Source organism: Nonomuraea sp. MG754425, assembly GCF_021699195.1.
GTDB lineage: Bacteria > Actinomycetota > Actinomycetes > Streptosporangiales > Streptosporangiaceae > Nonomuraea.
Map to the genome: position 1 here is coordinate 1 of NZ_SSXE01000100.1, position 21,941 is coordinate 21,941.

Genomic DNA, 21,941 nt, shown 5'->3' on the forward strand with positions numbered 1-21,941 from the left:
GGCCGCGTACCCCTGCCACCCGGGCAGGCCGGCGAGGAAGTCGGGGGAGTCGTACGCCAGCAGCGCGACGGGATTGATCATCGCGAACACCGCGCCCAGCGCGTACGGGACGCTGAGCACGCCGGAGACCACCAGGATCGGCGTGCGGCCCCGGCTCGCGCGGTGCAGCAGCAGCCCGAAGACCGCGTAGGCCACCGCCACCAGGCCGACGAACGTCGCGGTCCACCAGGTCACCCGCCACGCGTCCACGCCCAGGGAGGTCATCCCCGAGGCGTCGATCCGGCCGCCCGCCCACTCGGGGCCGGCGATCTGGGTCCGCACCGCCGCCCGGATGGCCACGTGGCCGGCTCCCACGTATGCCGCCACCAGGACCGGCCCCAGAGCCGACAGCACCAGCCCGGCCGGTCCGCTCCTCCCCGCCATCGGCGCTCCCCTCTCGCCCGTCGTCGCGTGGAACAGCTTCTCAGACAGTGCGCGGAACTTTCCAACCGAGAGGCGGCGAACCGGACGCGGCTTCCGTCAGTCGAGCGAACGCAGACCGGCGATCGCGACCTCGGCCCCGAGGCGGGCGGTGTCGACGAGGTCCTGCAACGAGTTCTGGTGCTCCAGGTTGGTCATCACCGTCAGCTTGATCGCCCCGACCAGCGCCCCCACCGCCGCCGACGCCTCCACCGGCGTCAGCCGGGGGAACGCCTCGTACAGCGCCTTGGCCAGCTTCACCTGGGTGTCGAACAGCAGCAGCAGCGCCCGTGCCTGCAACGCGGGCTCGGTGAGGATCAGCCGCACGCGCAGCGCCGAGTCCTCGAACGAGATGTCCTCGTAGGAGGCCATGTGCCGGAAGCTCTCGTCGATGAGCCTCATCAGCACGCCGGTGACCGTCTCGTCGGGCCGCCTGCTCCTGAGGATCGTCTCCGCCAGCTCCAGCCGGGACGGGGTGTCGTAGAAGACCACGTCCTCCTTGCCGGCGAAGTAGCTGAAGAAGGTGCGGGTCGAGACGTCCGCCTGCGCGGCGATCTCCGCGAGCGTGGTCTCCTCGTAGCCCTTCTCCGCGAACAGCCGGAGCGCCGACTCGATCAGCGCCTGGCGTGTGCGCTGCTTCTTGCGCTCCCGCAGTCCTTCCACCATGTCGGAACTATACTGCACGCCCTTATTCTTTTCACCCGTTGCAATTTTGCACTGATTGATGTTTTCTGGAGGGGAGAGCCTGGAAGGAGCGGAACATGTCCGAACTCACTCTGCCCACCATCCGCCAGCGCCCGCTCGACCCGCCCGACGAGCTCAAAGAGCTGCGGCAACAGGCGGCGATCCACCGCATGACCTACGCCGACGGCCACCAGGGCTGGCTCGTCACCGGCTACGCGGCGGCCCGCGCGGTCCTGGCGAGCCCGCACTTCAGCAACACGCCCGACGACATGCACCCCCCGATCGACTCCAGCAGGATGCGGGCGGTGGCCGACGGGGGGAAGCTCAAGGTGCCGCCCGGGTTCTTCCTGCGCATGGACCCGCCCGAGCACACCCGCTTCCGCAAGCTGCTGACCGGGCAGTTCACGGTGCGGCGGATGAAGATGCTCGAACCGCGGATCGCCGAGATCACCGACGCCTGCCTCGACGCCATGGAGGCCGCCGGGCCGTCCGTGGACCTCGTCCAGGAGTTCGCGCTGCCGATCCCGTCGCTGGTGATCTGCGAGCTGCTCGGGGTGCCGTACGAGGAGCGCGTGCAGTTCCAGGCCAACACCAAGGTGCTGGCCAACCTGGAGACCAAGGTCGAGGACGCGATCGCGGCGCTCGGCAACATCACGGCGTACCTGCACGGATTGGTCCAGCGCAAGCGCAAGGAGCCCGCCGACGACCTGCTCAGCGGGCTCGTCGAGAGCGGGGAGCTGACCGACGAGGAGCTCACCGGGGTCGGCATGCTGCTGCTCGTCGCCGGGCACGAGACGACCGCGAACATGCTCGGGCTGGGGACGTACGCGCTGCTCACGAACCCCGCCCAGCTCGCCGCCATGCGTGACGACCCGTCGGTCGCCGAGAACGGCGTCGAGGAACTGCTGCGCTACCTCACGATCATCCACCTCGGCCCGATCCGCACCGCGCTCCAGGACGTCGAGATCGAGGGCGCCTCGATCAAGGCCGGCGAGACGATCACCCTCCACCTGCCCACTGTCAACCGCGACTCCTCCCGGTTCCCCGACGGCGACCAGCTCGACGTCTCCCGGCCCGCGAGCGGTCACCTGAGCTTCGGCCACGGCATCCACCAGTGCCTCGGCCAGCAGCTCGCCCGCGCGGAGATGCGCATCGCCTACCCTGCGCTGCTGCGCCGCTTTCCTGGCCTACGCTTGGCCGTAACGCCCGCGGAGGTGCCGATGCGCTCAGACATGAGCATTTACGGAGTGCACCGCCTCCCTGTCACTTGGTAGGTCGCGATGGAAATCCAGGCAGATACGACGGTGTGCATCGGCGCGGGAATGTGCGCGCTGACGGTGCCGAAGGTGTTCGACCAGAGCGAGGAAGAGGGCACGGTGGTGCTCCTGCAGGACGTGCCGCCGCAGGAGCTGGAGGAAGCCGTGCGCCGCGCTGTGACGCTCTGCCCGTCGGGAGCCATCTCGATCTCGCCCTGACATCGTCTTGACACACCGCCTCGCCGTCGCCGCGGCCCGATTCTCGCGGCGGCGGCTTTTTCGTGCGCGCCGCCCGGTCCGCCCGGTCCGACCTGCTCGGTTCGCGGTACGGCCGGACGGCCTCCGTCGCGCGTCGATGCTTTCCCTTCATGGTCATCGAACCTATGTTCGTGGATCGGTTGACAGCGGGGCGTGATCGAAATTATGTTCGACCTAGTGACGGTGAGGCTCGCGGCTCAACGTCACCCGGACCTGATCGCGGGCCGTGCGCTTCCCTAGGCGAACGGCCCGCGGTCAGGCTCCACGGGCGGAGGGCGCGTCCTCGTCGTCGGCGGAGACGATCGGGCGTGTCCTGGCCGGACGGGGAGAGGGGAAGCTCCTCGTCCGGCCGGCCCGGCGGAAATGTCGGTGGCGTCTGCGATTGTTGGCTCCACCGGCGGAGACGCCGGCCGCCGCCCACGACTCCAGAGGAGGCGCGCAAGATGGCACCACGGCCTAGAGAAACGCCCGGGCCCCGGCTGTCGGCTGCGGTTCGGGCACACCTGACCGATTCACGTTCCTGTCTGGCGGAAGCGGCCGGCGCCCGAACTCCGGCGTCCCGCTACGTGGCCGCCCACCTGGCGGCCCTGCGCGCGGCGGCGGCGATCCTGGCCGCCCGTCCGAAGCCCATGGAAGGCCGGCGCAGGCGGCTGCGCAGCGCCTGGGAGCTGTTGCCGGAGGCGGAGCCGCACCTGGCGCAGTGGGCCGCCTACTTCGCCACGACCGCCGCCAAGCGCGCCGCCGCGGAGGCGGGCATGGTGCGCCGGGTCAGCGCGGCCGACGCCGACGAGATCCTCGCCGAGGCCGAGACGTTCGTCTCGACCATCGAGGGCCTGCTGGGCGTCCCGAGCCAGCCGCAACTTCCGGGCAGCGTGCCGCTGGCCGGCTGAGTCTCGCGGGTGCGCATCACGACGGTCGCCGATGCCGGTGGCCGGGAGAACGCGTGCGCGCCAGGTGCCGCCGCGGCAGGTGTCGCGGACGCACGCCGACCGGTCGGCTCCGGGCTCCGGTGAGGGCCCCTGCGACCGGGGTCGAGTGTCGATCCCGGCATGCCACGACCAGGTCCGAGACGGGTCCGCCCTGGCCGCGGTCCTGCGCCGTGCTGCGCGCCCGGCAGGCTCCCCATGGCTGACATCTAACCGTTCGTGGCGGTATGGCCCCTCTGCGGCGCTACGGCTCCCCTCCGAAGCCTCCGAAGCCTCCGAAGGCAAAACGGCCCTCCAGCGGGTGTGCGTGCTGCTGCGGCCCGTCTACGGGCCGTCAAGGGGAATGTGCGGCGGCTTCCCGACGCGAGGGACGGCCGGGGCGGGATCGTGCCCGCGGTGCGGGTCGTGGAACGCGAAAGACCGCCGGCGCCCAGGGCCTTCGTGAGCCCCGGGCGCGGCGGCGTGAGCAACCAGGCCGGCCAGGCTCGCCGTCACGCGACGGCGAGCCCTCGGACGGCGGGCCTCAAGGTGTCAGAACGACTCCACGGCCCGGCGCGCCTCGGCGTCGAGGACGCCCCAGCTGATGAGTTCCTCGGTCAGCTCGCTCGGCGACTTGTCGTAGATCACGGCCAGGGAGCGCAGGTCCTCCTGGCGGATCGACAGCACCTTGCCGTTGTAGTCGCCACGCTGGCTCTGGATGGTGGCGGCGTACCTGGCCAGGGCGCCGGCCTTCTCCTTGGGCAGCGTCGCGAGCCGCTCCAGGTCGATCACAAGCTTGGGTGTCGGCCCGAGCGGGCTGGGGGCGGCTCCGCCCGGCAGCAGCTCGGAGACGGGCACCCCGTAGAAGTCGGCAAGCTCGGCAAGCTTCTGCACGGTCACCGCTCTGTCGCCACGCTCATACGAGCCCACGACTACGGCTTTCCACCTGCCACGCGACTTCTCTTCGACTCCATGCAGGGACAGGCCCTGCTGGGTGCGGATGGCGCGGAGTCGTGCACCCAGCGACTTTGCGTACTCAGACGGCATCGTGTGGCCCCCCGGCTCTCGTATGTAGCGCTCTCAGTAGATTGTGCTCCCTTGCGGCATATGCCCCGGCCACCGGGGGGTCTGGTGCCAGACTCGGCACCATCGGTAGCCATGGCCCTGGGTTTACCCCAGAACGCCGCGCGGTGTGGTTACGCACAGTGACGGTAAAGGGGTGGACGCCTAAGGTCAAGCTGATTGGAAAAAAGATGCCGAATCCGGTCCGGTATGGAACGCCACTTACGCCCCTCATGTCCCACTGGCAACGGTGACTTCGTCCGATTTTGACGGGAAATTCCCCCCGGTCAGGGACGCCGGGTGAGAATCATGACCGGGCAGGTCGCAGCCCTGATGATCTTGATTGAGGTGTCCCCGAGGAAGACCCGCCTGAGTGGCCCGGTGTCACTGGAAGCGCATATGATCATCTCGCCGGGCAGCCACGAGGTCGTGCCGAGCGCCTGGGCCACGTTGCGGCCCTCCAGCACCTCGACCTCCACGAGCCGCCCCGGCCGCCGGCCCCGCGCCGCCGCGTCCAGATCGGCCGCGGCCTGGTCGCGCAGGCGTACGAGCATCTCTTCCTCGATCCTCGCCCGCCTGCCGCTGCTGATCACCAGCGTGACCAGCCGCAGCGGCACGTCGAGCGCCGCGGCCAGGCCGGCCGCGTCCCTGACCGCCGAGTCGCAACCGGGGCCGCGGCGGTAGGCGACGGTCAGGCGGTCGAAGGAGGCCGGCGACTCGGCGCCGTAACCGCGCGGCGCGAGCAGGACGGGGACGGAGGAGGAATGCAGGAGCTGGTCGGCCGTGCTGCCCACCGAGACACGCCCCCTGCCGCCGCCCGGGGCCGAGCCGATCACCACGACGTCGGCCGCGCGCCGGCGCGCCAGCTCGACCAGCCCGCGCCCGCTGCCCCTGTGGGTGTGCGTGACGTACTCGGCCCGTCCGCCCGCCAGCTCGCGCGCCTGGGCGAGCGTCGCCTCGGCCTGCTCGCGCAGATAGGCGCGCCAGGCGCTCTCCTCGGCCCTGGCGGGCCCCGGCGTCGTACGGGCGGGCGGCTGGACGGTCGCCACCGTCAGGCGCGCGTGCGCCCGCTCGCTGAGCAGCACGGCCAGGGCGAGCCCGTCACGCCCCCCGTTCCCCGGGACGTATCCGGCCAGCACGTCGTCGAGCTTCATTCAGCGCACCTCGGCATTCAGCCGCGAATGGCGATAGCCGTACAGGAAGTAGCAGGCCAGGCCCACGAGCATCCACAGCCCGAACGCCACCCAGGTCACCCCGGCCAGCCCCGCCATCACCACGACGCACATGATCGCGCCCAGCACCGGCGTGGCCGGGAACAGCGGCGTGCGGAAGCTGCGCGGCAGCTCGGGGCTGCGGTAGCGGAGCACGAGCACACCCACGTTGACGATGGCGAAGGCGAACAGGGTGCCGATGCTGGTCGCCTCGGCGAGATGACCGAGCGGCACCAGCCCGGCCAGCACGCAGATGAACGCGGCCACGATGAGCGTGTTGGCGATCGGCACCTGCCGGCGCGGGTTGACCTTCTGGAAGACGCGGGGGATGAGCCCGTCGCGGGACATCGCGAACAGGATGCGGGTCTGGCCGTAGATGACGGTGAGCACGACGCTGGCGATGGCGATGACCGCGCCGAACGAGACGATCAGACCGGGCCAGGTGGCCCCGACGGCCAGGTCGGCGATGTAGGACAGGCTCGCCTCGGTGTTGTTCCTGTCGAACTCGGTCCACGGCATCGCGCCGACCGCGGCCAGCGCCACCAGCACGTAGACGACCGTCACGATGACCAGGGACAGGATGATCGCCAGCGGCAGGTCCCGCTTGGGGTTCTTGGCCTCCTCACCGGCCGTGGACGCGGCGTCGAAGCCGATGTAGGAGAAGAAGACCTGCGAGGCCGCGGCCGTGATGCCGGCCACCCCCATGGGTGCGAAGGGCACGAGGTTGCCCGACTCGAACGCGGTGAACGTCACCACGCAGAAGAACAGCAGCACCGCGATCTTGATCAGCACGAAGAAGGCGTTCGCCTTGGCGCTCTCGGAGGCCCCGTGCAGCAGCAGCCACGTGGCCAGCAGCACGATGACGATCGCGGTGACGTTGACCACGCCGCCGTGGCCGGGGGAGCGGGTGATCGCGTCGGGCAGCGTGAAGCCGAACAACGAGCGCAGGAACGAGTTGAGGTACTCGCCCCAGCCCACCGCCACGGCCGCCACGGACACCGCGTACTCGAGCATCAGGCACCAGCCGCAGACCCACGCCACCAGCTCGCCCAGCGTCGCGTACGCGTAGGAGTAGGACGAGCCGGACACCGGGATCGTCCCGGCCAGCTCGGCGTACGACAGGGCCGAGAACAGCGCCGTGATCGCCGCCAGCACGAACGCCAGCACCACCGCGGGCCCCGCCTTGGGCACCGCCTGCCCGAGGATCACGAAGATGCCGGTGCCCAGCGTCGCGCCGACGCTGAACAGCGTGAGCTGCCACAACGACATCGTGCGCTTCAGGTCGCCGCCCTCGCCGTGACCCCCCTCGGCCACGATGCGCTCGGTGGGCTTGGTACGGAGCAGCCGCCGGGCCAGTGTCATCGGACACCCCCTACAACGTGCTCGTCAGCGGCCACCTGCCGTTGGGTGTGACGATCGTTCCCGCTGAGCCCTCGAGTATGCGTTCGGCGTCCTCCAGCCGGCCGATGGCCGCCATGTCGCCGGTCGTCTCCACGAACCGGCAGACCGCCTCCACCTTCGGCCCCATCGACCCGGCGGGGAAGTCGAGGGCGCGCAGCTCGTGCGGCGTGGTGTGGCCGATCTCGCGCTGCTCGGGCGTGCCGAAGCCGCGCAGCACGCGCGGCACGTCGGTCAGGCTCAGGAACGCGTCGCAGTCGAGCGCCTCGGCCAGCAGCGCGGTGGTCAGGTCCTTGTCGATGACGGCCTCCACGCCGGTCAGCCGGCCGCGCTCGTCGCGTACGACGGGGATGCCGCCGCCGCCCGCGCACACCACGATCACGCCCTCGCCCATCATCCGGCGGATCAGCCGGGTCTCGACGACGCGCCGCGGCGCGGGGGAGGGCACGACGCGCCGCCAGTGCCCGCCGTCCGGCCGCACGGTCCAGCCGTGCTCGGCGGCCAGCTTCTCGGCCTGCTCGCGCTCGTAGACCTGGCCGACGAACTTCGTCGGCTCCCCGAAGGCCGGATCGACGGCCGTGACCAGGGTCCGCGTGACCATGGCCAGCACCTGCCTGCCCGGCAGCGCGTTCTGCAGGGCCTGCTGCATCCAGTAGCCGATCAGGCCCTGTGTCTGCGCCCCGAGCGCGTCGAACGGGTACGGCCTGGTCAGGTTGGGGTCGCTGGCGCTCTCCATGGCCAGCAGGCCGACCTGGGGGCCGTTCCCGTGGGTGATGACCAGCTCGTGCGCGGCCGCCAGCCGGGCGAGCGTCCTGGCGGCGGCGCCGACGTTGGCGAGCTGAACGTCCGCGTCGGGACGCTGCCCGCGCCGCAGCACGGCGTTGCCGCCCAGCGCCACGATCACCCTCATGTCAGCCTCCCAGGGTCGCGACCATGACGGCCTTGACGGTGTGCAGCCGGTTCTCGGCCTGGTCGAAGACGATCGAGCGCGGCGACTCGAAGACGCTCTCGGTCACCTCCAGGGCGTCGAGCCCGGTCTTGTCGAAGATGTCCTGCCCGACGGCGGTGCGCCGGTCGTGGAAGGCGGGCAGGCAGTGCATGAACCGCACCGACGGGTTCCCGGTGGCCTGCACCACGGCGTCGTTGACCTGGTACGGCAGCAGCAGCTTGATCCGCTCGTCCCACACCTCGGCCGGCTCGCCCATGGAGACCCACACGTCGGTGTAGAGGAAGTCCGCCCCCTTGACGCCCTTGCCCAGGTCGTCGGTGACGGTGATGCGGGCGCCGGTCACGGCCGCCAGCTCCTCGGCCGGGCCGACCGCCAGCTCGTGGTCCGGCCACAGCGCCCGGGGCGCGACGAGGCGCACGTCCATGCCGAACATGGCCCCCGTCACCAGCAGCGAGTGCCCCATGTTGTTGCGCGCGTCGCCCAGGTAGGCGAGCGCCACCTCGCACAGCGGCCGGTCGCTGTGCTCGCGCATGGTCAGCAGGTCGGCCAGCATCTGCGTCGGATGCCACTCGTCGGTCAGCCCGTTCCAGACCGGCACCCCCGACAGCCGCGCCAGCTCCTCCACGTGGGCCTGCCTGGAGCCGCGGTACTCGATGCCGTCGTACATCCGGCCCAGCACCCGCGCGGTGTCGGCGACCGACTCCTTGTGCCCGATCTGGGTGCCGGCCGGGTCGAGGTACGTGGTGTGCGCCCCCTGGTCGTGAGCGGCCACCTCGAACGCGCAGCGGGTGCGCGTGGACGTCTTCTCGAAGATCAGCGCGACGTTCCTGCCGCGCAGCCGCTGCCGCTCGGCCCCGGCGCGCTTGGCGGCCTTCAGCTCCGCCGACAACCGCACCAGGAAGCCGAACTCCTCCGGCGTGAAGTCCAGCTCCTTCAGAAAACTGCGGCCCCGCAGGTCCACGGCCATGTGCCCCCCTCGAACATGTGGCCCCGTCGAAAATCAGCGCGTCAGGCGGCGTCGCGCTCCAGCGGGCAGCTCATGCACCGCGGCCCGCCGCGTCCCCGGCCCAGCTCGCTGCCTCTGATCGTGATCACCTCGATGCCGTTGTCGCGCAGATAGTTGTTCGTGGTGGTGTTGCGCTCGTAGGCCACGACCACCCCGGGCTCCAGCGCCAGCCCGTTGCAGCCGTCGTCCCACTGCTCGCGCTCGGCCGCGTAGACGTCCTGGGTGGGCGTCAGGACCGTGATCTCCGGCAGCTCCAGGGCGTGCGCGATGGCCTGGTGCATGTCCTCAGGAGGATGGTCGGTGACCTTGAGCTCCTTGGAGGTCTCACCGGGCTCGATCGTGTACGCCGGCAGCATGCCCAGCCCCCCGTACTTGCTGAACACCCCCACGTCCAGCATGGTCATCACGGTGTCGAGATGCATGAACGCCCGCGCCTTCGGCATGTCGAGCGCCACGATCTTCCGCGCGGACCCGGCGTGGAACAGTTGCTGCGCCAGCATCTCGACCGCCTGCGGCTGGGTGCGCTCGCTCATCCCGATCAGCACCGCGCCGCGGCCGATGACCAGCACGTCGCCGCCCTCCATGGTGGCCGGGGCCACCGACTGGCCGGGCATCCAGCAGTGGTAGCCGCCCTGCCCTGGCCGGTCGAAGCCGCCCGCGAACGTCGGGTGGAACATGTAGACGGCCTCCATGTTGACCGTCTCCCGCATGCGGGCCTTCTTCTTCATCGCGTTGATCGACACGCCGTCGTAGATCCAGCACGAGGTGTCGCGGGTGAACAGGTGGTTGGGCAGCGGCGGCAGGATGAAGTCGTCGCCGGCCGTGGTGTGGAAGGTCAGCGCCTTGGGGTCGCAGCCCAGCTCGGCCAGTTCCCGCTTGGTGATGCCGCCGGTCAGGTAGACCTGCAGCGTGGCGGAGTCCATCTTGTCGAGGGTGTTGCGGATGTCGTCGATGGCGACCGGGCCGAGCCAGCGCTCGTCGATCACCCCGTCGAGGATGTGCTTGCGCGCCTCGGGGATGTCGATCGTCTCCCTGAGCAGGTCGGCCAGCAGGTGCACGCGGACGCCGTGGCTCGTCAGCACCCGCTGGAACTCCTCGTGCTCCTCGATCGCGCGCTGCACCCACAGCACGTCGTCGAAGAGGAAGGCGTCCTTGCTGGTCGGGGTCAGCCGTTTCAGCGCCAGGTCGGGCTTGTGCAGCAGCACCTGCCGCAGGTGCCCGACTTCGGAATCGACATGGAATGTCATCTTTGCGGTATCCCCCTCCAGGGCGCGGAAGTCACGCCGTCCGCCGCCCCCGCGCGCCGGGTAGACCTGCCCCGCGCGGGCCGCTCCGACACGGTTCGGCGCGGGAAATTACGTGATCCGGGAAAACGGCCGGATCCGCTACCACGCCGTCGCTCCGCGTGCCGGGGCGCCGGAGGGCCCTGGTGTTGTACCTGGTAGCCCCTGATACTGTGTGTCCCGACCAACACCCTTTTAAGACCCGTCCTGTGAGGCGGGAAAGGTGGTGAGCTTCGCCGTGTCCGAATCCGCAGGCCCCGACCCGCAAGGGTCGTATACCACAGGGCCAGACGGCAAACGACCCGACACCAGGGCCGTCCTGGAGGCCCCCGACATCCATCGGGCGCTGACCCGGATCGCCCACGAGATCCTCGAACGCACCAAGGGCGCCGACGACGTCGTGCTCCTGGGCATCCCCACCCGCGGCGCGACGCTGGCGCGCCGGCTCGGCGAACGCATCGAGCGGTTCGAGGGCGTCAAGATCCCCGTCGGCTCGGTCGACATCACGATGTACCGCGACGACCTGCGCCGCGGCCCCGTGCGCCCGCTGGGCCCCACCGAACTGCCCCCCGACGGCATCGACGGCAGGGTCGTCGTGCTCGTGGACGACGTCCTCTACTCCGGCCGCACCGTGCGCGCCGCGCTCGACGCGCTCAACGACCTCGGCCGGCCCACGTCCGTGCAACTGGCCACGCTGGTCGACCGCGGCCACCGCGAGCTGCCCATCCGCGCCGACTACGTCGGCAAGAACCTGCCCACCGCCAAGAGCGAGAAGGTCAAGGTCTACCTGCAGGAGATCGACGGCCGCGACGCCGTGCTGCTCATGAAGGGGGGCGCCCGGTGAACCGGCACCTGATCTCCGCCGGAGACCTGGCCAAGGACGACGCGCTGCTCATCCTCGACACGGCCGAGGAGCTGGCGAGGGTCTCGGAACGTTCCATCAAGAAGCTCCCGACGCTGCGCGGGCGCACGGTGGTCAACCTGTTCTTCGAGGACTCCACCCGCACCCGGATCTCGTTCGAGGCGGCGGCCAAGCGCCTGTCCGCCGACGTGATCAACTTCTCCGCCAAGGGGTCGAGCGTCTCCAAGGGCGAGTCGCTCAAGGACACCGCGCTCACCCTGGAGGCCATGGGCGCCGACGCCGTCGTCATCCGGCACAGCGCCTCCGGCGCGCCGCACCGCCTGGCCAACTGGGTGCACGGCAGCGTCGTCAACGCCGGCGACGGCACCCACGAGCACCCCACGCAGGCGCTGCTCGACGCCTTCTCCATGCGCCGCCGCCTGGGCGGGCTGGAGGGCCGCAAGGTCACCATCGTCGGCGACGTGCTGCACAGCCGGGTCGCCCGCTCCAACGTGCTGCTGCTGCACACGCTCGGCGCCGAGGTCACCCTGGTCGCCCCGCCCACGCTGCTGCCCGTCTCCATCGGCACCTGGCCGTGCGAGGTCTCCTACGACCTCGACGCCGTGCTGCCGAAGTCCGACGCGGTGATGATGCTGCGGGTGCAGAAGGAGCGGATGAACGCCGCCTACTTCCCGAGCGAGCGCGAGTACAGCCGTCGTTACGGCCTCGACCGCGAGCGGTTCGCGAAGATGACCGACGAGGCGATCGTCATGCACCCGGGGCCGATGAACCGGGGCATGGAGATCGCCGCCGAGGTGGCCGACTCCGCTCGCTCCACGATCGTCGAGCAGGTCGCCAACGGTGTGACCATCCGCATGGCCGTCCTGTACCTGCTCCTCGGGGGAGAGACCGCATGATCATTCGCAACGTGAGGATTCTCGGCGGCGAGCCCGCCGACATCCGGATCGAGGACGGCGCGATCGCCGAGATCGGGCCGGACCTGCCCGGTTCCGGCGGCGGCGACGTCGACGGCCAGGGCGCCGTCGCGCTGCCCGGCCTCGTCGACCTGCACACCCACCTGCGCGAGCCCGGCCGCGAGGACGCCGAGACCGTCCAGACCGGCACCCAGTCCGCCGCCCGCGGCGGCTACACCGCCGTGCACGCCATGGCCAACACCTCGCCCGTCGCCGACACGGCCGGCGTGGTCGAGCAGGTGTGGCGGCTGGGCCGCGAGTTCGCCCACTGCGACGTGCACCCGGTCGGCGCCGTCACCGTCGGGCTGGAGGGCAGGCAGCTCGCCGAACTCGGCGCGATGGCCGACTCCGCCGCCCGCGTGCGCGTCTTCTCCGACGACGGCAGGTGCGTGGACGACGCGGTGCTGATGCGCCGCGCCCTGGAGTACGTCAAGGCGTTCGACGGCGTCATCGCCCAGCACGCCCAGGAGCCCAGGCTCACCGCCGGCGCGCAGATGAACGAGGGCGTCGTCTCCGGCCGGCTCGGCCTGACCGGCTGGCCCGCGGTCGCGGAGGAGGCCGTCATCGCCCGCGACTGCCTGCTCGCCGCGCACGTCGGCTCCCGGCTGCACGTCTGCCACGTCTCCACGGAGGGCTCGGTCGAGATCATCCGCTGGGCCAAGTCCAAGGGCTGGAACGTCACCGCCGAGGTGACCCCCCACCACCTGCTGCTCACCGACGACCTCGTGGAGGAGTCGCCGGTGGGCGCGTACAACCCGATCTACAAGGTCAACCCGCCGCTGCGCACCCGCGCGGACGTCGAGGCGCTGCGGGCCGCGCTGGCCGACGGCACGATCGACATCGTCGCCACCGACCACGCGCCCCACCCGGTCGAGGACAAGGAGACCGAGTGGTCGGCCGCGGCCATGGGCATGGTCGGCCTGGAGACCGCGCTCAGCGTGGTCCAGGAGGCCATGGTCGAGACCGGGCTGCTCGACTGGGCGGGCGTCGCCCAGCGCATGTCCGCCGTGCCCGCCCGCATCGGGCGGCTCGGCGGCCAGGGGCAGCCGATCGAGGTGGGCGCCCCCGCCAACATCACGCTCTACGACCCGTCCGTCCGCACCAAGGTCGACCCGCTCGCCTTCGCGTCCAAGAGCAGGAACACCCCCTACGAGGGGATGACGTTGCCCGGCAGGGTCGTGGCCACGTTCCTGCGCGGCAGGCCGACCGTTCTCGAAGGGAAGCTGGTTTGAACACTGCGGTGCTCGTCCTGGAAGACGGCCGTGTCTTCCACGGAACCCCGTACGGCGCCGAAGGCGAGACGTTCGGCGAAATGGTCTTCAACACCGGCATGACCGGTTACCAGGAGACCCTCACAGATCCTTCCTACCACCGGCAGATCGTCGCGATGACGGCGCCGCACATCGGCAACACCGGCGTCAACGACGAGGACCCCGAGTCCGGTCGCGTCTGGGTGGCCGGCTACGTCGTGCGCGAGCCGTCCAGGGTGGTCTCCAACTGGCGGGCCAACCGCTCGCTCGACGACTACCTCAAGGAGCAGGGCGTGGTCGGGATCGCCGTCTCCGGCACCCGCGCGCTCACCCGGCACCTGCGCGAGCGCGGCGCCATGCGCGCCGGCATCTTCAGCTCGCCGGCCGAGCCGGTCGAGGACCTCGTCGAGCGCGTCCGCCGCTCGCCCGGCATGGAGGGCGCCGACCTGGCCCGCGAGGTCGCCACCGCGGAGCCCTACGTCGTCCCGGCGATCGGGGCCAGGAAGTTCACGGTCGCGGCCGTCGACCTGGGCATCAAGGGCATGACGCCGCACCGGATGGCCGAGCGCGGCTGCGAGGTGCACGTGCTGCCCGCCGACGCGACGTACGAGCAGATCATGGCGGTCGGGCCCGACGGCGTGTTCTTCTCCAACGGGCCCGGCGACCCCGCCACCGCCGACGTGTCGGCGCTGCGGGCCGTGCTGGAGGCCGGGGTGCCGTTCTTCGGCATCTGCTTCGGCAACCAGCTCTTCGGGCGGGCCCTGGGCCTTTCCACGTACAAGCTGCGCTACGGCCACCGCGGGGTCAACCAGCCGGTCCAGGACGTGCGCACGGGCAAGGTGGAGATCTCCGCGCACAACCACGGGTTCGCGGTGCAGGCGCCGCTCGACGGGCCTTTCGAGACCCCGTACGGGCCGGCGGAGGTGAGCCACGTCAACCTCAACGACCGGTGCGTGGAGGGGCTGCGCCTGCTCGACGGGCGGGCCTTCAGCGTGCAGTACCACCCCGAGGCGGCCGCCGGGCCGCACGACGCCGCGTACCTTTTCGACGAGTTCTGCGAGGTCATGACCCGTGCCAAAGCGTGAGGACATCCAGTCGGTCCTGGTGATCGGCTCGGGGCCGATCGTGATCGGCCAGGCGTGCGAATTCGACTACTCCGGCACCCAGGCGTGCCGCGTGCTGCGGGCCGAGGGCTTCCGCGTGATCCTGGTCAACAGCAACCCCGCGACGATCATGACGGACCCCGAGTTCGCCGACGCCACCTACGTCGAGCCGATCACTCCAGAGTTCGTCGAGAAGATCATCGCCAAGGAGCGCCCCGACGCGCTGCTGCCCACGCTGGGCGGCCAGACCGCGCTCAACACCGCCGTGGCGCTGCACGAGGCGGGCGTGCTGGAGAAGTACGAGGTCGAGCTGATCGGCGCCGACTTCGACGCGATCCAGGCGGGCGAGAACCGCGAGAAGTTCAAGGAGATCGTCGCCAAGGTCGCCCGCGAGCGCGGCCTCAACGCCGAGTCGGCCAGATCGGTCATCTGCCACACCATGGACCAGTGCCTGGCCGGCGCGCGCGAGCTGGGCTACCCCGTGGTGGTGCGGCCCTCGTTCACCATGGGCGGCGCCGGCTCGGGGTTCGCGTACACGGAGGAGGACCTGCGCCGCATCGCCGGCGCCGGTCTCGACGCCTCCCCGACCACCGAGGTGCTCCTGGAGGAGTCCATCCTCGGCTGGAAGGAGTACGAGCTGGAGGTCATGCGTGACAAGGCCGACAACGTCGTCATCGTCTGCTCCATCGAGAACATCGACCCGATGGGCGTGCACACCGGCGACAGCGTCACCGTCGCGCCCGCGCTGACCCTGACCGACCGCGAGTACCAGAACATGCGCGACGTCGCCATCGCGGTCATCCGCGAGGTCGGCGTGGACACCGGCGGCTGCAACATCCAGTTCGCGGTCGACCCGGGCACCGGCCGCATGATCGTCATCGAGATGAACCCGCGCGTGTCGCGCTCGTCGGCGCTGGCCTCCAAGGCCACCGGCTTCCCGATCGCGAAGATCGCCGCCAAGCTGGCCATCGGCTACACGCTCGACGAGATCCCCAACGACATCACCAAGGAGACCCCGGCCTCCTTCGAGCCGACGCTCGACTACATCGTGGTGAAGGTGCCGCGCTTCGCCTTCGAGAAGTTCAGGGGCGCCGACCAGACCCTCACCACGCACATGAAGTCGGTGGGCGAGGCCATGGCCATCGGCCGCTCGTTCCCCGAGGCGCTGCAGAAGGCGCTGCGCTCGCTGGAGAAGAAGGGCTCCTCCTTCACCTGGGCCGGCGACGTCGCCCCCAAGGACGACCTGCTCGCGGCCTGCCGCACCCCGCACGACGGCCGGCTGCGCACGATGCAGCAGGCCATCAGGGCCGGCGCCACGCCCGAGGAGCTGTACGAGGCCACCAGCGTCGACCCGTGGTTCCTCGACCAGCTCTTCCTGCTGCACGAGGAGGCCGAGGCGGTCGCCGGGGCGCCCGAGCTGACCGCCGAGGTGCTCGAGCGGGCCAAGCACCTCGGGTTCAGCGACGTGCAGCTCGGCGAGATCCGGGGCATCGACGAGGCCAGGGTGCGCGACCTGCGGCACGCGCTCGGGCTGCGGCCGGTCTACAACACCGTCGACACCTGCGCCGCCGAGTTCGCCGCCAAGACCCCCTACCTCTACTCCACCTACGACGAGGAGAACGAGGTCCCCTCCGGCGAGCGGCGCAAGGTCATCATCCTCGGCTCCGGGCCCAACCGCATCGGGCAGGGCATCGAGTTCGACTACGCGTGCGTGCACGCCTCGTTCGAGCTGTCCAGGGCCGGGTTCGAGACGGTCATGGTCAACTGCAACCCCGAGACCGTCTCCACCGACTACGACACCTCCGACCGGCTCTACTTCGAGCCGCTCACGCTGGAGGACGTCCTGGAGGTCGTGCACGCCGAGCAGCAGGCCGGCCCCGTCGCGGGCGTGATCGTGCAGCTCGGCGGGCAGACGCCGCTCGGGCTCGCCCAGGCGCTCAAGGACGCGGGCGTGCCCGTGGTCGGCACCTCTCCCGAGTCCATCCACCTGGCCGAGGAGCGCGGCGCGTTCGGGCGGGTGCTGGCCGAGGCCGGGCTGCCCGCGCCCAAGCACGGCACCGCGCTGACCGTGGCCGAGGCGCTGGAGATCGCCGAGGAGATCGGCTACCCCGTGCTCGTCCGGCCCTCGTACGTGCTCGGCGGGGCCGGCATGGCCATCGTCTACGACGAGGAGACGCTCACCACGTACATGGCGGCCCAGGAGGGCGGCCACCCGGTGCTCGTCGACAAGTTCCTCGACGAGGCCATCGAGATCGACGTGGACGCCCTCTACGACGGCGAGGAGCTGTTCCTGGGTGGCGTCATGGAGCACATCGAGGAGGCCGGCATCCACTCCGGCGACTCGGCGTGCGCGCTGCCGCCGATCACGCTGGGCAGCGCCGACATCAAGGCCGTCCGGGCCGCCACCGAGGCGATCGCCGCCGGGGTGGGCGTGCGCGGGCTGCTGAACGTCCAGTACGCCATGTCCGCCGGCATCCTGTACGTCCTGGAGGCCAACCCGCGCGCCAGCCGTACGGTGCCGTTCGTGTCCAAGGCCACGGGGACCCCGCTGGCCAAGGCGGCGGCCCGGATCATGCTCGGCGCGTCGATCGCGTCGCTGCGCGCGGAGGGCATGCTGCCCGCCGAGGGCGACGGCGGCACGCTGCCCCTCGACGCGTCGATCGCGGTCAAGGAGGCGGTGCTGCCGTTCAACCGTTTCCGCGGCGTGGACATCGTCCTCGGGCCCGAGATGCGCTCCACGGGCGAGGTCATGGGCATCGACGAGTTCTTCGGGACCGCCTACGCCAAGTCCCAGGCGGGTGCCTACGGGCAGCTTCCGACGCAGGGACGCGCGTTCGTATCCGTGGCCAACAGGGACAAGCGTGCGATGATCTTCCCTGTGAAGGCGCTCGCGGATCTCGGATTCGAGATTCTGGCCACCGAGGGTACCGCCGAGGTGCTGCGCCGTAACGGTGTCCATGCCAAGATCGTGCGAAAGCAGAGCGAGGGGACGGGTCCCGGAGGTGAGCCCACGAGCGTGCAGGCCATTCTCGACGGCGAGGTCGACCTGATCGTCAACACGCCCTTCGGCAGCCCGGGACAGTCGGGGCCGCGGCTCGACGGCTACGAGATCCGCACGGCCGCCGTGCTGCGCGGCATCCCGTGCATCACCACGGTGTCGGGTCTGGCCGCGGCGGCGGCGGGCATCCAGGCGATCGTCCGCGGCGACGTCGGCGTGCGCTCGCTCCAGGAGCACGCACAGGCACTCCGGGGCTGACCCCGCACGGGAGGTGAAGACGACTGGCCGGCACACCGGTGCAGGTGACGGGCACGGTGCTGACGACGCGCCGGGTCGACGCCTACCATGCGCTGACGGTGGTGGCGCCCGGCATCGCCGAGCGTTACCGTCCCGGCCACTTCGTCTCGGTGGCCGTGGGCGGGCCGCACACGTCGATGGTGACGCGCCGCGCGCTGTCGATCCACGACGTGAAGGCCGACTACGGCGGCACGGTCGAGCTCGTCTTCACCGCCCGCGGGGCGGGCACCTCATGGCTGGCCGAGCGGCGCGCCCGTGACACGCTCGACCTGGTGGGGCCGCTCGGGCGGCCCTTCCCGCTGCCGCGCGACCCGGTCCACTGCGTCCTGGTCGGTTCCGAGTACGGCTCGGCCGTGCTGTTCCCGCTGGCGGACGCGCTGCTGGCGCGGGGCTGCCGGGTCGACTTCGTGCTCGGCGGCGCGGGGGCCGAACGGGTGTTCGGCGCGATGCGGGCCCGCCGCATGGCCGAGACGACCACGCTGACCACCGAGGACGGCTCGCTGGGCCTGCGCGGCAAGGTCACCGACGCGCTGCCCTCGGTGATCGCCGACACGCGGGCCGACGCCGTCTACGCCTGCGCGCCCATGGAGACGCTGCGGGCGGTGACGGCGGTGGGGATGGAGTTCGACATCCCGGTGCAGGTGGCGGTCGAGGAGGCGATGGCCTGCGGGATCGGGGTGTGCATGACGTGCGTGCTGCCCGTCATCGGTGATGACGGGGCGACCAGGATGGTCAGGGCGTGTGCCGAGGGGCCGGTGTTCCGCGGGGAGCGGGTGCGCTTCGAGGACGTGGGAACGATCCCGTTCGACGCGCTCGGCGCCCCCGGAGGCGGTGCACGACATGTCGGTTGATATGCGTACATTCCTGGCGCACGTGGAGCTGGCCAACCCCATCACCACCGCCGCTGGCTGCGCCGCCTCCGGGCAGGAGCTGGCCCAGTTCTTCGACCTGCACCGGCTCGGCGCGCTGACCACCCGCTCGATCACCATGGCGCCGCGCGCGGGCCGGCCCACGCCGCGCATGGCCGAGACGCCCTCCGGCATGCTCAACGCCGTCGGGCTGCAGGGGCCGGGCATCGAGGCGTTCCTGGAGCGCGAGCTGCCCTGGCTGGCCCAGCGGGGCATCAAGACCATCGTCTCGATCGGCGGCGGCACCGTCGCCGAGTACTCGACGCTGGCCCGCCGGCTCGCCGACGCGCCCGGGGTGACCGCGCTGGAGGTCAACCTCTCCTGCCCGAACATGGAGGACCGCGGCCGGGTCTTCGCCCGCGAGGGCAGCGCCGCGGCCGAGGTGATCGCCTCCGTGCGCTCGATCATGCGCTACGACGTGCCCGTCGTCGCCAAGCTCGCGCCCGACGTGGCCGACATCGTCTCGGTCGCCCGCGCCTGCGTGGACGCCGGGGCCGACGCGCTGTCCATGATCAACAACCCGCTGGGCATGGCCATCGACACCGAGGCGCTGCGTCCCTCGCTCGCCGCCGTCACCGGAGGGCTGTCGGGGCCGGCCGTGCTGCCGCTGGCCGTGCGGTGCGTCTGGCAGGTCCACGCGGCGCTGCCCGGGGTGCCGCTGATCGGCGTCGGCGGCGTGATGACCGGCAAGGACGCCTTCCAGCTCGTCCTGGCGGGCGCCTGCGCGGTCGGGGTGGGCACGGCGCTGTTCCACGACCCCTACGCCTGCCTGCGCATCGAGCGCGAGCTTGAGGAGCTCCTGAGGGCCCGAGGTTTCCAGCGGCTGGCCGACGCCGTCGGCCTGGCGCACCGCCCGCCGGGGAGCGCTCCCCGGCACCTGCTAGTCGATACCGAGGAGAGCACGCCTTGACTCCCCAACCTCTGGAGAGCACGTCTTGACCCCCGCACCCATCGCCGTCGCTCTCGACGCGCCCGACCTGGAGACCGCCGCCCACTGGGCCGCCCTGGTCACGCCCCACGTCAGCACGGTCAAGGTGGGCCTGGAGCTCTATCTGCGCTACGGCCCCGACGTGATCGCCTCCGTCCAGGGGGCCAGCGGCGTGAGCGTGTTCCTCGACCTCAAGCTGCACGACATCCCCAACACCGTCGCCGGCGCGTCCCGGGCGGTGGCCCGGCTGCGGCCCGCGATCCTCACCGTGCACGCGGCCGGCGGGCCCGCCATGATCAGGGCCGCCGTGGAGGCCGCGCCGCACACCCAGATCGCCGCCGTCACCATCCTGACCTCCCTCACCGAGGGCGACCTCGAGCGCATCGGCCTCGCCGGGCCCGCGGAGGACGCCGTACGCCGCCTGGCCGCGCTGTCGGTCGAGGCGGGCGCCACGGCCGTGGTCTGCTCGCCCAACGAGGTGCCGGCGGTGCGGGCCGAGGTCGGCGCGGGCATCACGCTCATCACGCCCGGCGTGCGGCCCACGGGCGCGGCCACCCAGGACCAGGCCCGCGTGGCCACCCCGGAGCAGGCCCTGGCCGACGGCGCCGACCTGCTGGTCATCGGACGGCCCATCACGGACGCCCCCGACCCCGGAGCCGCGGCGGCGGCGATCGCCGCCTCGCTCCGGCGCGCCTCCTGACGCCCCCGCCACGAGAGCGCCGGCCGGAGGCTGACACGCCGGTCGGCCGATCCGGCCCGGCGGCTGTCAGGAGCCCCTCGCGGAGGCCGCCCGCGGACCTGCCCGCCGGAGCCCGGTTCACAAGATCATAAGGCATCCGTGCGGAGCCCCGCACATGATCGCGGAGAATGGTTTCGGCCCAGGTGTGGGCGGGGTTTCGGACACCGTCGCGTGACGTGAACGTGATCATCCCTGCGTTTCGCGACACCGGCGCGACCCGACGCGCGAAGGCGGATGTGAGGGCGATTTGATCAGCAGAATGTGATTTTACGATCACGCAGAGTGATGAAGTCGATTTTGTGGCGAGAGAAACTGCTCTTGACGTTGCTTAGGGGGCGATGACCAGCTAGTTTCCCTTCCCGTCCGAGTACATCGACAGAAATTCGAGGTGACCCGGCGTGGCTCTTCCTCCCCTGACCCCTGAGCAGCGCGCCGCAGCCCTGGAGAAGGCTGCCAAGGCCCGTAAAGAGCGTGCCGAGGTCAAGAACCGGCTCAAGCATGGCGCGGTTTCTCTGGCTGAGGTGCTCAAGGATGGGCAGACCGACGACGTCATCGGCAAGATGAAGGTGTCGGCTCTGTTGGAATCGCTCCCCGGCGTGGGCAAGGTCCGCGCCAAGCAGCTCATGGAGCGGCTCGCCATCGCCGAGTCCCGCCGCGTGCGGGGTCTCGGCGCGAACCAGAGGGCCTCCCTCGAGCGCGAGTTCGGTGGCAACGAGAGCTAATCTCTGTTCCACACGAAGTCGCGGGTTCAACGGGGGGTAGGAAGTGGCCGACAGGTCCTGGTCCGGCGAAGTCAGCGCCCACGAGGCGGTCGGACCGGGCGCGGAGGTCGGCTTCCCGCCCCTGAGCGACAGACGGCTGACGGTCCTGTCAGGGCCGTCGGGCGTCGGCAAGTCCACGGTCGTCGCCGAGCTCCGGCGGGCACACCCCGAGGTGTGGCTGTCGGTCTCGGTGACCACCAGGAGACCCCGGCCCGGCGAGGTCAACGGGGTCCACTACTTCTTCGTCGACGGCGAGGAGTTCGACCGGCTCGTCGAGTCGGGCGAACTGCTCGAGTGGGCGGAGTTCGCGGGCAACCGCTACGGCACGCCACGCGAGCCGGTGCTGAAGAAACTCGCCGACGGCGTGCCGACACTGCTCGAGATCGACCTCGAGGGCGCCAGGCAGGTGCGCAGGAGCATGCCCGAGGCGCTGCTGGTCTTCCTGGCCCCGCCCACCTGGGAGGAACTGGAGAAGCGGCTGCGCGGTCGCGGCACCGAGCCCGAGGACGTCATCGCGCGCCGGCTGGAGGCCGGACAGGTCGAGATGGCCGCGGAATCGGAATTCGACCTGAGTCTCGTCAACACGAGCGTCCAAGATGTGTGCCACCGGCTGATAGCCTTGATGACTGACCCTCAGGGGGTCACGACAACCACCAACCGAGAGGTCTGAC

General features: G+C 70.9%; 21 protein-coding genes. 13 read left to right on the forward strand and 8 right to left on the reverse strand.

Translation table 11 applies throughout. The annotated features are described in order from the left end of the window. Nucleotides 1–423 (reverse strand): hypothetical protein (locus FAF44_RS30445; RefSeq protein WP_237106748.1); only part of this gene is annotated, 423 nt, incomplete at its 3' end. Nucleotides 424–519: 96 nt separating this feature from the next. Then, entirely contained in the window at nt 520–1,125 is a 606-nt protein-coding gene (locus tag FAF44_RS30450) for a TetR/AcrR family transcriptional regulator (RefSeq protein WP_237106749.1), read from the reverse strand. Between the two features lie 95 nt (nt 1,126–1,220). On the opposite strand from FAF44_RS30450, the gene FAF44_RS30455 reads away from it, so the two are divergent. The 3 genes from FAF44_RS30455 to FAF44_RS30465 all read left to right on the forward strand — a co-directional run bounded on the left by FAF44_RS30455 (nt 1,221) and on the right by FAF44_RS30465 (nt 3,547). Further along, nucleotides 1,221–2,417, forward strand: a complete 1,197-nt coding sequence (locus FAF44_RS30455) for a cytochrome P450 (protein WP_237106750.1) — start codon at nt 1,221–1,223, stop codon at nt 2,415–2,417. 6 nt (nt 2,418–2,423) lie between these two features. Further along, the gene (locus FAF44_RS30460; RefSeq protein ID WP_237106751.1) at nt 2,424–2,618 is read left to right on the forward strand and encodes a ferredoxin; all 195 of its coding nucleotides are present in this window, start codon (nt 2,424–2,426) and stop codon (nt 2,616–2,618) included. Nucleotides 2,619–3,223: 605 nt separating this feature from the next. Continuing rightward, nucleotides 3,224–3,547: an SAV_6107 family HEPN domain-containing protein gene (locus FAF44_RS30465; RefSeq protein ID WP_237106752.1), complete on the forward strand. Its 324-nt coding sequence runs from the start codon at nt 3,224–3,226 to the stop codon at nt 3,545–3,547. A gap of 567 nt (nt 3,548–4,114) precedes the next feature. Here FAF44_RS30465 and FAF44_RS30470 read toward each other — a convergent pair. The 6 genes from FAF44_RS30470 to FAF44_RS30495 form a co-directional block, all read right to left on the reverse strand. Further along, a complete protein-coding gene (locus FAF44_RS30470; RefSeq protein ID WP_026214021.1) occupies nt 4,115–4,609 on the reverse strand; it encodes a transcriptional regulator in 495 nt (164 codons plus the stop codon). A gap of 302 nt (nt 4,610–4,911) precedes the next feature. Further along, complete coding sequence (locus FAF44_RS30475) at nt 4,912–5,778, reverse strand: universal stress protein (protein WP_237106753.1); 867 nt, start codon at nt 5,776–5,778, stop codon at nt 4,912–4,914. Further along, entirely contained in the window at nt 5,779–7,197 is a 1,419-nt protein-coding gene (locus FAF44_RS30480; protein WP_237106754.1) for an amino acid permease, read from the reverse strand. It lies immediately after the preceding gene. A 10-nt stretch (nt 7,198–7,207) separates the two neighbouring features. Then, complete coding sequence (locus FAF44_RS30485) at nt 7,208–8,143, reverse strand: carbamate kinase (RefSeq protein ID WP_237106755.1); 936 nt, start codon at nt 8,141–8,143, stop codon at nt 7,208–7,210. 1 nt (nt 8,144) lies between these two features. Further along, on the reverse strand, nt 8,145–9,149 hold the full coding sequence (gene argF / locus FAF44_RS30490; protein WP_237106756.1) for an ornithine carbamoyltransferase: 1,005 nt from the start codon (nt 9,147–9,149) through the stop codon (nt 8,145–8,147). Nucleotides 9,150–9,190: 41 nt separating this feature from the next. After that, nucleotides 9,191–10,435, reverse strand: a complete 1,245-nt coding sequence (locus FAF44_RS30495) for an arginine deiminase (protein WP_237106757.1) — start codon at nt 10,433–10,435, stop codon at nt 9,191–9,193. Nucleotides 10,436–10,709: 274 nt separating this feature from the next. Between FAF44_RS30495 and pyrR the strand changes: the two genes are divergently transcribed. The 10 genes from pyrR to gmk all read left to right on the forward strand — a co-directional run bounded on the left by pyrR (nt 10,710) and on the right by gmk (nt 21,940). Beyond that, nucleotides 10,710–11,315: a bifunctional pyr operon transcriptional regulator/uracil phosphoribosyltransferase PyrR gene (pyrR, locus tag FAF44_RS30500; protein WP_308193407.1), complete on the forward strand. Its 606-nt coding sequence runs from the start codon at nt 10,710–10,712 to the stop codon at nt 11,313–11,315. Further along, nucleotides 11,312–12,229, forward strand: a complete 918-nt coding sequence (locus tag FAF44_RS30505) for an aspartate carbamoyltransferase catalytic subunit (RefSeq protein ID WP_237106758.1) — start codon at nt 11,312–11,314, stop codon at nt 12,227–12,229. The genes pyrR and FAF44_RS30505 overlap by 4 nt, the downstream gene beginning before the upstream one ends. After that, nucleotides 12,226–13,518 (forward strand): dihydroorotase, encoded by a 1,293-nt coding sequence (locus FAF44_RS30510; protein ID WP_237106759.1) that lies wholly within the window; start codon nt 12,226–12,228, stop codon nt 13,516–13,518. Before FAF44_RS30505 ends, FAF44_RS30510 begins: the two co-directional genes overlap by 4 nt. Continuing rightward, the gene (carA, locus tag FAF44_RS30515) at nt 13,515–14,621 is read left to right on the forward strand and encodes a glutamine-hydrolyzing carbamoyl-phosphate synthase small subunit (RefSeq protein WP_237106760.1); all 1,107 of its coding nucleotides are present in this window, start codon (nt 13,515–13,517) and stop codon (nt 14,619–14,621) included. Before FAF44_RS30510 ends, carA begins: the two co-directional genes overlap by 4 nt. Next, complete coding sequence (gene carB / locus FAF44_RS30520; RefSeq protein ID WP_237106761.1) at nt 14,608–17,895, forward strand: carbamoyl-phosphate synthase large subunit; 3,288 nt, start codon at nt 14,608–14,610, stop codon at nt 17,893–17,895. Before carA ends, carB begins: the two co-directional genes overlap by 14 nt. Before the next feature lie 38 nt (nt 17,896–17,933). Then, on the forward strand, nt 17,934–18,785 hold the full coding sequence (locus tag FAF44_RS30525; protein ID WP_237106762.1) for a dihydroorotate dehydrogenase electron transfer subunit: 852 nt from the start codon (nt 17,934–17,936) through the stop codon (nt 18,783–18,785). Next, nucleotides 18,775–19,752, forward strand: coding sequence for a dihydroorotate dehydrogenase (locus FAF44_RS30530; RefSeq protein ID WP_237106763.1), 978 nt, complete (start codon nt 18,775–18,777; stop codon nt 19,750–19,752). Before FAF44_RS30525 ends, FAF44_RS30530 begins: the two co-directional genes overlap by 11 nt. A 25-nt stretch (nt 19,753–19,777) precedes the next feature. Further along, nucleotides 19,778–20,470, forward strand: a complete 693-nt coding sequence (gene pyrF, locus FAF44_RS30535; protein WP_237106764.1) for an orotidine-5'-phosphate decarboxylase — start codon at nt 19,778–19,780, stop codon at nt 20,468–20,470. A 437-nt stretch (nt 20,471–20,907) separates the two neighbouring features. Next, the gene (gene mihF / locus FAF44_RS30540) at nt 20,908–21,231 is read left to right on the forward strand and encodes an integration host factor, actinobacterial type (RefSeq protein ID WP_020541698.1); all 324 of its coding nucleotides are present in this window, start codon (nt 20,908–20,910) and stop codon (nt 21,229–21,231) included. A 121-nt stretch (nt 21,232–21,352) separates the two neighbouring features. Further along, nucleotides 21,353–21,940, forward strand: a complete 588-nt coding sequence (gene gmk, locus FAF44_RS30545; RefSeq protein ID WP_237106775.1) for a guanylate kinase — start codon at nt 21,353–21,355, stop codon at nt 21,938–21,940. The last annotated feature ends 1 nt before the right edge of the window (nt 21,941 follow it).